The organism is Xanthomonas sp. GPE 39 (genome assembly GCF_000963005.1).
Lineage (GTDB): Bacteria > Pseudomonadota > Gammaproteobacteria > Xanthomonadales > Xanthomonadaceae > Xanthomonas_A.
Genome location: NZ_JZHZ01000007.1, coordinates 1,316,218 through 1,331,707, shown reverse-complemented (window position 1 = coordinate 1,331,707; position 15,490 = coordinate 1,316,218). Strand labels below are relative to the sequence as shown.

At 60.6% G+C, this 15,490-nt stretch carries 15 protein-coding genes and 1 tRNA gene; 7 read left to right on the top strand and 9 right to left on the bottom strand.

From position 1 onward, the window contains the following. The 5 genes from XALGPE39_RS15540 to XALGPE39_RS05595 all read left to right on the top strand — a co-directional run. The coding region (locus XALGPE39_RS15540; protein WP_235429754.1) for a hypothetical protein at positions 1-793 on the top strand (793 nt) is incomplete at its 5' end. 2 nt (positions 794-795) lie between these two features. Then, positions 796-975, top strand: coding sequence for a hypothetical protein (locus XALGPE39_RS15535; RefSeq protein WP_152624828.1), 180 nt, complete (start codon positions 796-798; stop codon positions 973-975). A gap of 85 nt (positions 976-1,060) precedes the next feature. Next, on the top strand, positions 1,061-1,723 hold the full coding sequence (locus tag XALGPE39_RS15530) for a hypothetical protein (protein ID WP_152624827.1): 663 nt from the start codon (positions 1,061-1,063) through the stop codon (positions 1,721-1,723). Beyond that, positions 1,711-3,216, top strand: a complete 1,506-nt coding sequence (locus XALGPE39_RS15135) for a peptidoglycan-binding protein (RefSeq protein ID WP_082061835.1) — start codon at positions 1,711-1,713, stop codon at positions 3,214-3,216. The genes XALGPE39_RS15530 and XALGPE39_RS15135 overlap by 13 nt, the downstream gene beginning before the upstream one ends. Then, positions 3,177-3,431, top strand: coding sequence for a hypothetical protein (locus XALGPE39_RS05595; protein WP_152624826.1), 255 nt, complete (start codon positions 3,177-3,179; stop codon positions 3,429-3,431). Before XALGPE39_RS15135 ends, XALGPE39_RS05595 begins: the two co-directional genes overlap by 40 nt. A gap of 228 nt (positions 3,432-3,659) precedes the next feature. Here the strand turns inward: XALGPE39_RS05595 and pgi are convergent, their stop codons facing one another. The 6 genes from pgi to pcnB form a co-directional block, all read right to left on the bottom strand. Further along, complete coding sequence (gene pgi, locus XALGPE39_RS05590) at positions 3,660-5,174, bottom strand: glucose-6-phosphate isomerase (RefSeq protein ID WP_045727331.1); 1,515 nt, start codon at positions 5,172-5,174, stop codon at positions 3,660-3,662. Beyond that, positions 5,171-5,551 (bottom strand): aspartate 1-decarboxylase, encoded by a 381-nt coding sequence (gene panD / locus XALGPE39_RS05585; protein WP_045727330.1) that lies wholly within the window; start codon positions 5,549-5,551, stop codon positions 5,171-5,173. Before panD ends, pgi begins: the two co-directional genes overlap by 4 nt. A 91-nt stretch (positions 5,552-5,642) precedes the next feature. Continuing rightward, positions 5,643-6,482 (bottom strand): pantoate--beta-alanine ligase, encoded by an 840-nt coding sequence (gene panC, locus XALGPE39_RS05580; RefSeq protein WP_045727329.1) that lies wholly within the window; start codon positions 6,480-6,482, stop codon positions 5,643-5,645. Beyond that, a complete protein-coding gene (gene panB, locus XALGPE39_RS05575) occupies positions 6,479-7,297 on the bottom strand; it encodes a 3-methyl-2-oxobutanoate hydroxymethyltransferase (RefSeq protein WP_045727328.1) in 819 nt (272 codons plus the stop codon). Before panB ends, panC begins: the two co-directional genes overlap by 4 nt. Before the next feature lie 31 nt (positions 7,298-7,328). Then, positions 7,329-7,838: a 2-amino-4-hydroxy-6-hydroxymethyldihydropteridine diphosphokinase gene (gene folK, locus XALGPE39_RS05570; RefSeq protein ID WP_045727327.1), complete on the bottom strand. Its 510-nt coding sequence runs from the start codon at positions 7,836-7,838 to the stop codon at positions 7,329-7,331. Continuing rightward, positions 7,835-9,232, bottom strand: a complete 1,398-nt coding sequence (pcnB, locus tag XALGPE39_RS05565) for a polynucleotide adenylyltransferase PcnB (protein ID WP_082061834.1) — start codon at positions 9,230-9,232, stop codon at positions 7,835-7,837. The genes folK and pcnB overlap by 4 nt, the downstream gene beginning before the upstream one ends. A gap of 54 nt (positions 9,233-9,286) precedes the next feature. Between pcnB and XALGPE39_RS05560 the strand changes: the two genes are divergently transcribed. After that, positions 9,287-9,361, top strand: a tRNA-Glu gene (locus XALGPE39_RS05560). 102 nt (positions 9,362-9,463) lie between these two features. Here the strand turns inward: XALGPE39_RS05560 and folE2 are convergent. Then, the gene (gene folE2, locus XALGPE39_RS05555) at positions 9,464-10,387 is read right to left on the bottom strand and encodes a GTP cyclohydrolase FolE2 (RefSeq protein ID WP_200893903.1); all 924 of its coding nucleotides are present in this window, start codon (positions 10,385-10,387) and stop codon (positions 9,464-9,466) included. 63 nt (positions 10,388-10,450) lie between these two features. Further along, positions 10,451-11,632: an N-acetylmuramoyl-L-alanine amidase gene (locus tag XALGPE39_RS05550; RefSeq protein WP_045727325.1), complete on the bottom strand. Its 1,182-nt coding sequence runs from the start codon at positions 11,630-11,632 to the stop codon at positions 10,451-10,453. A 270-nt stretch (positions 11,633-11,902) separates the two neighbouring features. Here XALGPE39_RS05550 and XALGPE39_RS05545 point away from each other — a divergent pair, with 270 nt between their 5' ends. Then, the gene (locus tag XALGPE39_RS05545) at positions 11,903-13,690 is read left to right on the top strand and encodes a S53 family peptidase (protein ID WP_045727324.1); all 1,788 of its coding nucleotides are present in this window, start codon (positions 11,903-11,905) and stop codon (positions 13,688-13,690) included. Between the two features lie 211 nt (positions 13,691-13,901). Here the strand turns inward: XALGPE39_RS05545 and XALGPE39_RS05540 are convergent, their stop codons facing one another. Then, entirely contained in the window at positions 13,902-15,329 is a 1,428-nt protein-coding gene (locus XALGPE39_RS05540; RefSeq protein ID WP_045727323.1) for a sugar porter family MFS transporter, read from the bottom strand. Positions 15,330-15,490: the final 161 nt, after the last annotated feature.

The following is a 15,490-nucleotide window of genomic DNA, read 5'->3' as shown; positions in this document are numbered from 1 at the left end:
GTCGGATAGGAGCGTGCTGGCTTCATCCGCTTACGATAGCCGCGAAAGCCTCAAGTTCATAACACGCTCTAAGCCCGTATGGCCTGATAATGGGATTGCACAACGTATGCTTCCAAATGCATCGATGATGTTTGTTGAAAACGAGCATGGCAAGCTACGTGCATGGGTCGTGTCGGAGCCTCCCGGAGGAGACAATGTTGAGGCATTGGATTTTTTCACAGGCCAGAAAATTAAAGTAAAGGTGGCACGTGAGAAAGACGGACGGCAATATGTAATGTTTACGGATGGAAATGGAATTTTGCATGCCCCAGAAGATAAAAAACCTCAAGCTTCCGTCAATTCCATGCCCATGGAGTTAGCCGGAATTAGCTTAGAAGGATCCAATTTAAGCATAAAAAATAAGACCAATGGCTGTTACGTACGATTAAATTCCACCATATCAATCAATGATGCAAATTCAAAATCCGCCAAGAATTGGAGTAAATTCCCTATTTACCACTCAATGAGCGGGCCTAAAAATTGTACCACCGGCAGTTTTCACTCTGAAATTACATCCGCGCTTGACTTGAATGATGGTACATTTTTGGCTATCGAAGGTTGCTTTGTATTCCGACTGAGAAAGTCTGATCTATCACCTATTGGCTTAGCCCCGGCATTGCGCATTGTAGATGAAAAAGAAGTGCGCGATGCAATCGCTAAGATCAAAAATGAAAATATCCAAGACGCCACAGGCTACCTAGCAGATACGTTAAAACTTCCAACCGTTCCAGGCCTATCTTGCAAGGAAGATTAATCATGACGAACTTAACTGACAATGAGTTGAGCGCCTTATTTTATTATAGCATCGGCGTAAGCTCCGAAGGAGGGGGTGTTGCTTATCAGCTCATCTTTGCCGGAAAGCACATCCACGAAAAGGACAGCCCAGCCTTATTGAAGCCTATTGCAAATAGCGGCTATAACATCGGCACACTATAGACAGACCATGGAGAACATCCACATCGATTCAATATAATAGCAATATTGGCGCGAAAAAATTAACTTTGCTATTGAGAAAAATCCCATGAAACTGGAAAAGCACAAATTAATTTTTATGGCAACATGGATTTTCACCTGCAACTCCATTGCGCAAGCTGATCAACTCTATAATCGCATACCCAAACCTACTACGCACGTCGTCATTACAAAAAAATTCGAAACACAATGCTCTGATAATGAAGAAATTTTAATTTCGTGCAAAATTGAAGGCAGAAATAAAATTGCTTCAATGTGTGCATCAAAATCAGTTTCTGATAAGTCAGGATACATATATTATGCGTATGGATCGCCAGGTAATCCTGAGATTATATTTCCAAAAGACAAATCCCCGCCTAACGGGAGATTCAATCGCACACATTTATTATTCGCAGGTGCAACAGGTGGAACAGCATACTCTTTCGTGAATAAAAATTGGAAATATATTTTTTATTCAATCTCCGGGACTGAAATAAAAGATCAAGGAATAATAGTTATTCCTAACAATGCACCTCTCGACAGAAGCGCGGAAGCCGCACCACTCTGTGAAAAAGGAAGCCTCATTGAAAGCAAGAATGATTCTCTTCTCAAGTATACAAATAGTTGGAGTCCGGACGCGACACTTTCTGAACACGGCTTGCCAGCTCTAAATAAAAATGACTCACTAGTTCGCTGCCTTAGGCACAATACGGAGGATGTATGTCGGAATTAAATAATCGTGACTACCTTCTAATTAAAGCGTATCAATCTGGGATCACTGATTCGAGAGAACTAGCAGCATTCATGGGGCAAATGCAGATTGAGTCTGGCGGTTTTTCTAAAATGCATGAGAGCCTGAATTACAAGCCTGATCGGCTTTTGAAAGTTTTCCCTGGCCGTAATGGAATCGACACAGAAGCCAAAGCAAAATCAATTGTCAGCGAAGGTCATGAAGCCATAGCAAATGCGATTTACGGTGGCAACTGGGGAAAAGACAACCTTGGGAACACCGAACCAGGTGACGGATGGCGCTTTCATGGCAGAGGCTACGTACAATTAACCGGGCGCGGAAATTATGCACGTGCTGAAAGAGAGATTGGACTGAACCTCACAAGCAATCCAGATTTGGCAGCAGACCGTGATAATGCCGCAAATATCGCATTGCATTATTGGTCTAGTCGTGTTAAATCCATTGGACATCAATTAGATGTCCGTGAAGCAACGTTCGACATCAATGGCGGCTATAAACATTTGCCTGAGCGGAAGGCTGCAGTTGCTTCATGGGAACGAATGCTGACGCCCGAGGTAATGGAGAATTTGTCCAAAGGGATAATTTCACTACCCAATATAAATGATCAGAAAATTCCACCTGATTCAACTATTGAACAAATTCAAAAGAATCTCAACACCCTAGGCATTCACGATGATCTGGGACATGAACTGATCGTAGACGGCCACCGCGGCGGCCACAATAGCCACACTAACGAAGCCATTTCGGCGTTCCAGCAACGCTACGGCATTGATGGACAACTGACCAGTGCCGAACTACTCACGGCTACCCAGGTCGCATTAAATGCACAGCGCTCGCGCGCCCTCGATCACCATCTACCTGAAATCCCAACCACGACGCACTCACAGAACGCTGCGCGGCACGACACTCCGGTTGTGGGAGGGCAACCAGCGAGCCATATGCCGCACACACCGGCGACGTCGAAACCATCCCATCTTCCGCTGACGACGACCCATCCGCTGGAACCCGGCGACCGTGGCGCCGCCGTGCAAGCGTTGCAACAACACTTGCAAGCAATCGGCGCCACCGACCGGGATGGCAACGCCATCCAGGACGACAAGCACTATGGCCCCCGAACCCAACAAGCGGTAGAGAACTTCCAGCGTTTGGCTGGCCGCGAGCCGACCGGCATTGCCGACCCAGGCACGCTCGAAGCACTGCAAACGCATGCGGAGTTAGCCACGCGGCAGAAGGCGCAGGACCTCACCCCCGACCGCCATTTGGCCGATCACGCCCAGCCTGCTCCTTCCCGTTCGACCGATGCTGTCGCCGAGCACCCGACCCAGCCTCAACGTGACCAGCCCCCTGNAGCAGCCCCACTTCCCCGCTGCATGCGCTCTACGCTCAGACAAAGACCACCATGGAGGGCAGGGGCATCTCGGTGTCCGAGGAACGCATGCACCAGCTCGTCGGCAAGATGGCGCTCCAAGGAATGAACACAGGAGGGAAAAACGATTTCGTGGTCAAGGGCGATACGCTCTATGGCCGCAATCTCGATGTCCCTTATAACCACTTCATGCTGGACCTGCGCGAACCTGCGCCATCTGTGCAGTCCACGCTCCAGCAAGTGCAGAACCAGCAGCAGACACGCGAAGCGGAGTTGACAGCCATGCGGCAGCAACAGCAACAACAGCAGTCTTATGGCCGATAGCCAGACCGATAGCATGAGCACCACCGCACGCGAAACACGCGGACGGCGCCTGGTTCGATCAACCCAAGACGGCCCAATTGCAGGTGTCTAAATTTCTTCTACTCAGGCCGAAATCCACACACAAACGGGGGGCGAATTGATCGCCCCCTCGCGGTTAGCACCCGGTAACAGGTAACGCCGCATACAACCCGCAGGCGGACCGGAACCAACCTGCGGCGCCAGAGGCATTCAGCCGCGCAAGCGCACCAGCACCGCGCGCGTCACCGGGTCGGCAACGTCGGTGGCTTCGCCCTGCAACGCCGGCAACAACTGGCTAGCCAACTGCTTGCCCAGCTCCACACCGAACTGATCGAACGCGTTGATTCCCCAGATCACCGATTGCACGTACACGCTGTGCTCGTACATCGCGATCAGCGCGCCCAACGCCTGCGGAGTCAACGCATCAAGCAGAATCAGTGTGCTCGGACGGCCACCGGGGTAGTCGCGGGCCGGATCGTCACTGCCCTGCCCGTTGGCCAGCGCCTCGGTCTGCGCCAGCAGGTTGGCGAGCAGGGCCTGATGGTTGACGGTATACGGGTGGTCACTGCGCACGCAGCCGATGAAGTCGGCAGGCACGATGCTGGTGCCCTGGTGCAGCGCCTGGAAAAAGCTGTGCTGCACATCGGTCCCCGCACCGCCCCACCACACCGGCACGGTGTCGGACTGGACCGGACTGCCGTCCAGACGCACGCGCTTGCCCAGGCTCTCCATCACCAACTGCTGCAGATACGCCGGCAACAACGCCAGACGCTGGTCGTAGGTCATCACCGCCTGCGTCGCATGACCGAGCACGTTGCGGTTCCACAGGGTGGTCAAGGCATGCAGCACCGCCACGTTCTGCTGCAACGGCGCATTCAAAGCGTGATCGTCGAACTGCGCGGCACCGGCCAGCAATTGCTCGAACGCATCGGCCCCGATCGCCAGCGCGATAGGAAAGCCGACCGCCGACCACAACGAATAGCGGCCGCCGACCCAGTCCCACATCGGCAGCACGCGTGCGGCGGCGATGTCGAACGCCTTGGCCGCGCGCTCGGGATTGGCGCTGACCGCGTACAGGCGCTCGCTGCCACCGAGCCAATCGCGCAGGATCTGTCCGTTGAGCAGGGTCTCCTGCGTGCCGAAGGTCTTGGAAATCAACACGCCGGCGGTGCGCGCCGGATCCAGCGTGGCAAGCGTGCGCTGCATCGCCGCACCGTCCACGTTGGACACGAAATGCACGCGGAAGCGAGCACCACTGACCGGACGCAACGCATCGGCGACCAGACGCGGCCCCAGGTCGGAGCCACCGATGCCGACACTGACGATGTCGGTGACTTCGGTCTGCGCCAACGCGTCGATCAACGCGCGCATGCGCTGCTGTACCTCGCGCGCACTGGCGTGCGCCTGGCTGGCCACCGCCGCATCGGTGAGATCGCCACGCAAGGCCGTGTGCAACGCGGCGCGGCCCTCGGTGACGTTGACCGTCTCGCCACGGAACAGGCGCTGGAACGCACCGGCAACATCGTGCTCGGCGGCCAACGCCAGCAGCGCGTCCAACGCCGCGCGGTCGTATGTCTGTCGGGCGAAATTGAAGTACAGCGGTCCGACCTGCAGCGCCAAGGCATCGGCACGGCCAGGTTCGGCCGCCAGCAATTCGCGAAGACGCGCACCGCGCAGGCGCTGGGCGTGGGAGTGCAGTGCGTCGAAACCGGTGGACTGTGTCATGCGGCCTGCTTTGGAATGCTGTGGTTAGTGTGAGTAATCGTGTTGTTGCCGTCCACGTACACCAGGGTCGGCTGGAAGCGCGCGGCCTCTTCTTCGCTCATGCTGGCGAAGGCGGCGATGATGATGAGATCGCCCACCTGCACATGGCGCGCCGCGCCACCGTTGAGCGAAACGATGCCGCTGCCTTCGTCGGCGCGGATCGCGTAGGTGCTGAAGCGCGCGCCATTGGTGACGTCCCAGATATGCACCTGCTCGAACTCGCGGATCCCGGTGGCCTCAAGCAGCAGTCCGTCGATGGCGATCGACCCTTCGTAGTTGAGTTCGGAATGGGTGACGGTGGCGCGGTGGATTTTGGTCTTCAACAGGCTCAGTTGCATGCGTGCGGCACTGCGGTCAGGAAAGGTGTGCAGTTTAGCAGTCGGGGGATGCGGGGGCGTCCGCCCCTCCCGGCAGGGGGCGGACGCGGGCTCAGAACTCCAGGTTGTCGATCAGCCGGGTCCGCCCCAGCCGCGCGGCGATCAGCGCCACACGCGGGCCAGCCTGATCCTGCGGTTCGCTCAGGTCGGGCCGGCGCAGCACGGTGTAGTCCACCTCGAAGCCAACCGCCTGCAACTGCGCGGTCGCCCTCGCCTCCACTTGCGCACGCGCCAGCCCGGCCAGATGGCCCTCGCGCATCGCCTGCAAGGTGCGGTGGATGTGCGCGGCGCGTGGCCGCTCTTCGGCGGACAGATACTGGTTGCGCGAGCTCATCGCCAGGCCGTCGGCATCGCGCACGATGGCCCCACCGATGATCTGGATCGGGAATGCGAGGTCGGCAACCATCTGCCGGATCACCGCCAGTTGTTGGTAATCCTTCTTACCGAACACGGCCAGGTCCGGCAGCACCTGGTTGAACAGACGCGCGACCACCGTGCAGACGCCATCGAAATGGCCGGGGCGGCTCGCGCCTTCCAGCACCTCGCTCACGCCTGGAGCGTGCATGCGCAAGGCCTGCTCCATGCCCAGGGGATACATACTCTCCACGGTCGGCAGCCACAGCACGTCGCAACCGGCCTGTTGCAGCCCCCCGGTGTCAGCCTCGGGCGTGCGCGGGTAGCGGGTGAAGTCCTCGTTGGGCCCGAACTGGGTCGGATTGACGAACACGCTGGACACCACGCGGTCGGCCTGCTGCCGGGCCAGGGTCACCAGCGAGAAATGCCCGGCATGCAGATTGCCCATGGTCGGGACGAACGCCACGCGCAGGCCCTGCCGCTTCCAATCGCCAACGAGCGCACGCAAGCTCGCCAGTTCGGTGATGGTCTGGATCATTGGGCGTAGGCGTGTTCAGCGTCGGGGAAGGTACCGGCGCGCACTGCCTCGGCATACGCACGCGCCGCACCGGCGATGGAACCGCCCTCGGCCAGGAAATCCTTGACGAAACGCGGGCGGCGGTGGCCGCTGTCCAAGCCGAGGAAGTCGTGCATCACCAGCACCTGACCGTCGCACCCAGGGCCGGCGCCGATGCCGATCGTGGGAATGCTCAGCTCGGCGGTGATGCGTGCGGCCAGCGGCGACGGCACGCATTCCAGCACCACCAGCGCGGCGCCGGCGGCGGCGGCGGCGGCGGCGTCTTCGCGCAGCTTGGCGGCGGCGGCCGCCTCGCGACCCTGCACCTTGTAGCCACCGAACGTCAGCACCGATTGCGGGGTCAGCCCCAGATGCGAACAGACCGGGATATCGCGCTCGCTGAGAAAACGGATCACCTCGAGCTTGTAACCGGCACCTTCCAACTTGACCATTTCCGCGCCGGCCTGCAGCAGCCGCGTCGCCGCATCCAAGGCACGTTCGGGCGTGGCGTCCGACTGGAACGGCAGGTCGGCGACCAGCAGCGCCCGTTGCAACACTCGCGCCACCGCCGCAGTGTGGTAGACGATATCGTCCACACTGACGGGCAAGGTCGAATCGTGGCCCTGCACCACCATGCCCAGCGAATCGCCGATCAGGATCATGTCCACGCCACTGGCGTCGAACACCCGGGCGAAGCCGGCATCGTAGGCCGTCAACATCACCAACTTCTGCTGGCGGCGCTTGGCCTCGGCCAGGGCGGGAACGGTCCAGGGTTTGCTGTCGGCGTGGCTACTCATAAGCTCATGTGCGGCGGTAATGAGCGGAGCATTATCTACCGATTGGCACGATTGCGCTGGTATCGATGCGTTCGCATGCATCACGCACCGTGCCATGGCCCGGAATTGCCAGCTCGGCGGCGATCTCGGCAAGTGGCAACAACACGAAACCACGCGCGTGCAGGAACGGATGCGGCACCTGCAGGCCAGGCAGGTCGATCACCGCCTCGGCGTACAGCAACAGATCCAGGTCCAGGGTACGCGGCCCCCAGCGCTCGCCCGCATGGCGCTGCCGGCCATGTCGGGTTTCCAACGCCAGCAGCGCCTGCAATAACGCCGAGGCCGACAGCCCGGTGCTCACCAGCGCAGCGGCATTGATGAAATCCGGCTGCGCCTGGTTGCCCCAGGCCGGGCTGCGGTACAACTGCGAGGCACCGAGCAGGCGTGTTTGCGGCAGCGTGTCCAATGCGGCCAATCCCGCACGCAGTGTCGCCACAGCGTCGCCGAGGTTGCCACCTAAGCCAATGCAGGCATGGACCGGGGCAGCGGCAGCCGCGTTCACTCGACGGGAGCGGCGGAGTCCGGACGCCGCCGACGCCGCCGACGGCGCTTAGGAGTTTCTTCGCTATCGGCCGGCGGTGCCAAGGCGAGTTCGTCGCCGACATAGTCGATCTCGGGATCTAAACCGCGCGGCGGCGGCGCGTAGCCCGGCTGTTGTTGCAGTTCGCGCCAATAGGCGATATCGGCAGTGTGCTCGTCGGAAGCGGATTGGCGAACGATCAGAAAATCGAACGCGGCACGGAAACGCGGGTGCGACAGCGTCCGGATCACCCGCTTGCGATGACGTGAGGTGAAACGCGATTGCAACAACCAGATTTCCTGCATCGGCAGCGAGAAGCGCCGCGGCAGCGCCACAGTCGCCAATTGATGCAAGGTCACCCTGTCAGCGGCACGGCGCTGCGCCTCTTCCGTCTGCATGCCTTGCTTTTGCAGGGTCATCAGCGCGCGGCAGTAGGCTGGCCACAACAGCAACGCAAACAAGAACGCTGGCGAGACCGGCTCGTCGTTAGCGACACGTGTATCGGTATTGCGCAGACCATCGATCAGCATCCGTCGTAACGCACCACTGCGGTTGGAATGCAGCGCCGCTGTGCTTTCCGGAAATAGCGCGGCAAGCAGACCGTAGCGCTCCAAGCCTTCGAAGCTGGCGACACCGTGGCCTGACAAAAACAGCTTGAGCACCTCCTCGAACAGCCGCGCAGGTGCCGCTTCGGCCAGTAAGCCAGCCAGACGCGGGATCGGTTCGGCGGTACCGGCATCGATCTGGAAACCGAGCTTGGCCGCCAGCCGCACCGCGCGCAACATGCGCACCGGATCCTCGCGATAGCGCTGCTCGGGATCGCCGATCAACTTCATCAGCCGCGCCTGCACGTCCTCGAAGCCACCGGTGTAATCGCGTACCGAGAAATCCTCGATGGCGTAATACAAGGCATTGCAGGTGAAATCGCGGCGGAGCGCGTCGTCCTCGATGCTGCCGTAAACGTTGTCGCGAACCAGGCGACCATTGTCGAGCTCGCGATCCCCACTGCCGTCGTCGATATTGGCACGGAAGGTGGCGACCTCGATGATTTCGCGGCCATAGACCACGTGCGCCAGACGGAAGCGCCGCCCGATCAATCGGCAATTACGAAAAAGCTGCTTGACCTGTTCGGGGGTGGCGTCGGTGGCGACGTCGAAATCCTTTGGCTGCCACTGAACCAGCAAATCGCGGACCGCGCCACCAACCAGATAGGCGCCGAAACCGGCCTCGCGCAACCTGTACAGCACGCGCAGAGCATTGGGACTGATGTCCTTGCGCGAGATCGTGTGCTGATCGCGCGGGATCACGCACGGGGTGAATGACGGTGGAACTGGCGAATTGATGATGGCGCTTCCGTATCGGGTTGCGGGCAGGATTGCCGAAGGACGGCGTGCCCCATATACTAGCGCGCTGCAATCGCACGACCAAACGCTCCCTTCGTCTAGTGGTTAGGACATGGCCCTCTCAAGGCTAAAACAGGGGTTCGAGCCCCCTAGGGAGCGCCATTTTCGCCTGATCTGCAGCGGATGAGTCACAAAAAAACCCCGCCTAAGCGGGGTTTTGTGTTTACGGGCTCAGCATCGACCGAACTTGGCGGTTGCACTGGATCAGCGCATCGCCTCGACACGTCCGTTCGAGGTCAGCCTGGCCTCGGCCACCGCATCGTGCGCGTGCAAACTCTCCAGATGACGGACCTGCACCTGCGCATCCGCATGCTGCGCGCCCAGCGCCTGCTGCAAGCGCCGCGCGGCATCCTCCACGTACATCAGATTAGCGCCATTACGGCGGGCGAACTCCTGTTCGTCGGCACGCCGCACCGCGGCCTGTACCGGCGTGGCCAGCGCCTGCTCGATCAAGGCGATCAATGCCTCAACGTCGAAGGCCGAGGCCCGCGTGGAGACGCCCACTTGTACCGCCGCCACACTGCGCTGACTGTGCGGGGTGGCATAACTGCCGTGCTGTGCGAGCCAATCGGCAACCGCCTCACGCGACAGCGAGACCGGCTCGGCATGATCGCGCAAGAACGCCTCACTGAGCAGTTGCCGCGCCAGCGCCGCAGAACACGGACAGGTGGAGGAATACAGCACCTCCACGCCCAACGTAATACGCACCATCCCCTGGCAAAGCTCCGCGTCGATCCGCAGTGGATACGCCTTCCACCCGGCTAAACCCTCGCTACGCAGAGCCGGACTACGCCGCAGCAGGCTGCTACGCAACGACAGCCGCGCGGCGGTGGAAGCGCAGTCGGCATGACTGTCGACCATCTCGCGCAGTAGCTGCGCCAGCCGCGACGGGGTCAACGGCACCTGCGCATGCGCATCCAGCAAACGATAAAGCCGCGACATGTGGATGCCCTTGGCCTGGGTCGATGGCAGATCGACGTACAGCGCCGCCTGCGCGGCCAACGGTTGGCAGCCCTCGGCTTCGTCCAGGCAAATCGGCAAGGCGATGCCATCCATGCCCACCCAGCGCAACGGCGCGGCGATCGAGGAAGGTTCGTCGGTGGCGACATCGGGCAACGGCAGACGCATCGGCAGGTTCATCGGTTCTTGGCAGTCTGGAAAAAAGGAAACATCGGCAACCGCGACGTCGGCTCAGGAATGCAATGGGAAGGCCTGGAAGTAGTCGTCGATACCCAGGTGCAGCGACTGCGCCAATTCGTCCTGATGACGATCCGTGACCAAGCGCCTGCAATCGTCCTGATTACTCATGAAGCCGGTTTCAACCAACAGCGACGGGATATCCGGCGATTTGAGCACGGCGAAACCAGCCTGCCCGACTTCGTCCTGGTGCAAACGGGTGACCTGTTGTAGGCGCCCGAGCATGGTTTTGCCGAACTGCAGGCTGGAGGCGATGGTACCACTCATGGACAGATCCACCAGCACCTTCGACAGCACCGGATCCTTCTGCCGCAGATAACGTTCGGCGGCGCTGGCATAGCGGTCGGCACTGTTCTCGCTGTCGGCGATCCAGCGCGCCAGCGCGGAACTGGAGCCGTTTTCCGACAGGGCGTAAACCGAGGCTCCCTGCGCGCTGCGATTGGGGGCGGCATCGGCATGGATGGATACGAACAAATCGGCATTGCGCTGATGGGCGATCACCACACGCTCGTGCAACGGCACGAAACGGTCGTCGCTGCGGATCAGCGTCGGTCGATAGCGTGGGTCGGCCTGCAACGCCTGGTACAGGCGCCCCGCCACCGCCATCGCCACGTGCTTCTCGTAGCGCGCATCGGCGCTGACCGCACCCGGATCCTTGCCGCCGTGGCCAGCGTCGATGGCAACCACGCGTGGCCGGGAAGTCACCACGATGGCGCTACGCGGCGGCGGCATCGCCGTCGCTGCGGTATCGGCAACGGTGTCCGCAGCGGAAGAAGCCGGCCCTAGATCGAGCAACAATTGCGCAGGGGCATCGGGCACGGTCGCGTCCCAGTGCGCATGGGCCGCCACTGGCTGGCGCAGGTCCAACACCAAACGCAGGCCATTGTGCTGGGTACCACTGCGAATTGCCGCGACCACGCTATCGTGCGCCGACATCGTGATCGGCGGTGGCATCGCATCCACTCCAGCCAGATCGACGACCAACCGCTCCGGTTCAGACAGCGCGAACACGCGGTACTCCACGGCCGCATCCAGTTGCAAACGCAGTTGCAGCCGTCCCGACGCGGTTTCCAGCACGCAAGCCGACACCCGCGGCACCGCGGCGCGCGCGAACCCCGGCATGCACAGCATGGCCGCACCCGCGCCGGCCAAGCCCAACCACTCGCGTCGGTTCATGCCATACCCAGGCATGGCATGGGTTCAACGCCGACAAACATGACACACGCAACGCGAATACAACGAGCAGTCACGAACGCAATCCATTATTTTTTATCGTTATAAAGTAACAGAAATGCACGGCACTGTCTTTGTCTGTGACTATGTTCGATACAACTCATCGCGCCCTATCACAAAACTCTAGAGCATCGTAGACAAGTTTGCACTGCCATTGAATCGTATTTATTAAATGGGTAACTGAGGCTGCCTTTCCAACAGCGAGTCACGCCCATGCATCTGTTTGCATTTCGTAGAACCCTACTGGCCATCGCACTGTGCGGCAGCATCGCCAACGCTGCCGCCGTGCCTGGCAACGACTGGGTCGCCACCACGACCGCCAGTCAAGTGGTTGCGGGTCATGCCATTGCGCAACCCAACCAATCACTGACGCCGGCGCCATTGGACGCCACTTTGGAGATCAGCATCCTACTGCGCCCCGCCGACCCGGCAGCGCTGCAACAGGCCAGCGCAGCACTGGCTGCACAGATCGTCAACGATCCCGCGCTACGATCACGAGTAAAAACCCTCACGATGCCGAACGCCACCGACGTGCAACGGATCAAGGATTATCTGCTCGGCAAAGGCATCAGCGACGTCCACGTGGCTGGTAACGGCAGGCTGCTACAAGCCAAGGCCAGCGTAGCCGCGATCCAGGCCGCGTTCGACACCGCGATCCGCAGCTACACCGATAACGGCCAGCGCTACTACGTCAACGATGGTGCGGCCAAGGTGCCGGCCGCGCTGGCCAGCAGCGTGGCCGGCGTACTCGGACTGGACACCGTGCGCCGCGCCGCCACGCCGCATGTGCTGCTGGCGCAGGTTGACGCAACGGCCACCAGCGCAAACATCCCCTCGCAGAACGCGACTGCTTCGAAAGGCACGGTGGCGGTGATGCATCAAGTGGAAGACCTGCCTGTGCTGTACAACGCCGCAAGCCTGCCCCCCGCCTCGCGCAGCACCGCCGCGATCATCGCCGCGGGCAACCTGGAGAACACCCTGGTGCATCTAGCGAGCTTCCAAGCCCAACACCGCCTGCAAACCATCGTGCAGGTGGTACAGGTCGGCGATCCAGCATCGCCGGGTTTCCGTCCCAGCAACTTCAACAAGCAGGAGGAGGTCGAGTGGGACATGAACACGCAATTATTACTTGGTAGTGCCGGCGGCCTGCGTAGGCTGATCATCTACAACGTGCCGGACTTTTCATACAAAAGCCTGGTCGATGGCGTGCAGCGCGCGGTCGACGACGACGCGGCCAATGTGATCAGCACACCGATCTACGGCCCGGAAGGCACGGTCTCACAAGACATCTACCAAGCGTTGGATGCCAGCCTCACCCAGGCGGTCAGCAATGGACAAAATTTCCTGTTCTGCACCGGCGACGACGGTATCTACACCCCGCAAAGCGCAAGCGATACACCGCCCTACTACCCAAGCCTGCTCGGCAAGCCGGAGCAGCGTCAGGTCGGCTTCCCCGCCTCGCATCCCTACGCAATCGCGGTAGGCGCGACTGAACTACGTACACCAGCCGGAGCCAGGACCACCTATGGCAACGAAGTCGCTTGGAACGCGCACCGCGGCCATGGCATTACCCAAGGCGGCAGCAGCAAGCTATACGCGGCACCGAGCTGGCAAAAAACCCTGATCCCGGACATGGTCAGCAATGGCTATCGCGCGGTACCCGACGTCAGCTTCAACGGCTCAGGCGACAGCAGCGCCTACATCTTGCAGACCGATCGCTATGGCGGCGAATTCAGCGGCTACGTCTACGGGAGCAGCGCGGCGACACCAACCTTCGCCGGGCTACTCGCACGAGTACTGCAGGCCAACGGCAACCGCATCGGCTTCATCTCTCCGGCGCTATACGCCTATGCGAAAAACGCCGGAAGCCGCCGCGACGTGGTCAGCGGCGACAACGGATTGTACGGCGACGGCTACAACGCCGCGCCTGGCTGGGATTTCGTGTCCGGATGGGGCAGCGTGGACATGCTCGCCTTTAGCCGCTACCTGCAATCGCAGTAAGCCAGACGCGGCGCGCACATGATGCTCGCCGCTCCCTGTAGTTGCCGGCGCACCTGACATGCGCCGGCACCTGGCTAGATGGCCAATAAAACCTCGCAAGTCACTGACGGACAGACGCGGACAGCGCGCAGGGGCCGCAATGTAAGTATGCGGGCACTGCCCGCGCCCGTCCGGCGACGACGCAGCAGTTTGATAGCGACTCTTTAGCCCTTTAGCCCTGCATCTGCTCCAGCTCCTTACCCTTGGTCTCGTACACGTACTTGAGCACGAAGAACACCGACAGGAACGCGGCAACGCTGTAGATACCGTAAGCACCGGCCAGACCGATGCTGCCGAGCAGGATCGGGAAGGTCACGGTGATCACGAAGTTGGACGTCCACTGCGCGGCACCAGCCACCGCCAGACCCGAGCCACGGATCTGATTGGGGAACATCTCGCCCAGCATCACCCACATCACCGGACCCCAGGACATATTGAAGAAGACCACATAGACGTTGGCCGCAACCAGCGCTAACCGCCCCATGCCCGGTGACATCGCCAACTTGCCGGCCGGATCCAGCGAGGCACTGGCGAAGGCGATGGTGACCAACGCCAACGCCACCGCCATGCCTGCAGAACCGATCCATAGCAGCGGCTTGCGCCCAATCCTGTCGATCAACACGACGGTGACCAAGCAGGCGCCAATGCTCAACGCGCCGGACAACACGTTGATCAGCAGCGCGTCGCTCTCGGAAAAACCCACCGCCTGCCACAACACCGCACCGTAATAGAACACCACGTTGATACCGACCAACTGCTGGAAAGTCGCCAGACCGACACCGACCCACACGATCGGCCGGATCTTGCCGGTGACCTGGCTGATCAGATCCGACAGCCTCGGCTTGTGCAGGTCGGCCGACAGCGAACCGGAAATATCGATCAGCTTGGTCTGTGCCGCAGTATCGCCATACAACCGGGTCAGCACGCTCAGGGCCTGCTCGCGGCGGCCCTTCACCACCAAGAAGCGCGGGCTTTCCGGAATCGCCAGCAACAGCAGCAAAAACGCCGCCGACGGCAACGCCTGCATCCAGAACATCCAGCGCCACGCCGGTTGATCCAGCCACAGCGCCTGAGTGGAAGTACCTGCGGCCTTTGCCAACAGATAATTACTGAGGAAAGCGCAGAACAGACCACCGATGATGGCGATCTGCTGCACGGTAGCCAGACGCCCGCGATAACGCGCCGAGGCGACCTCGGCGATGTAGGCCGGCGACATCACGCTGGCCGCGCCGACGGCGAAACCGCCCATCATCCGCGCACACACGAACAGCAACGAGTTGTGCGCCGCACCGGCCCCCAACGCCGACAACAGGAACAACGCCGCAGAGACGATCAACACCGTGCGCCGCCCCCAGCGATCAGCCAGCGAACCGGCGAGGAACGCGCCGATCGCGCAGCCCAGCAGCATCGACGCCACCTCGAAACCGGTACCGGCGGAACTGGACTGAAACGTCTGCCTGAGGCCGTCGACTGTGCCGTTGATGACGCCGCTGTCGAAGCCGAACAAAAAGCCGCCGATGGTGGCGACGCAACTGATCAGGATGATGAGGCGTGTGTTCTCGCCCGCGTCGGCGCGAGGATCGATCGAAACACTGGACATGGATTCACCTGGTGGCGTGCAAAAGGGAGAAAGCCGACGCGGGGAAAGCCGCATGGCTGCGGCGGCGCACAGGCCACCGCAGCGCAGTACAGCGCATCAGCGCATCAGGTACTGGTTGATGAGGTTCTCGTAGGCTTCCTGGCGACCGCTGCGCTGGGTCG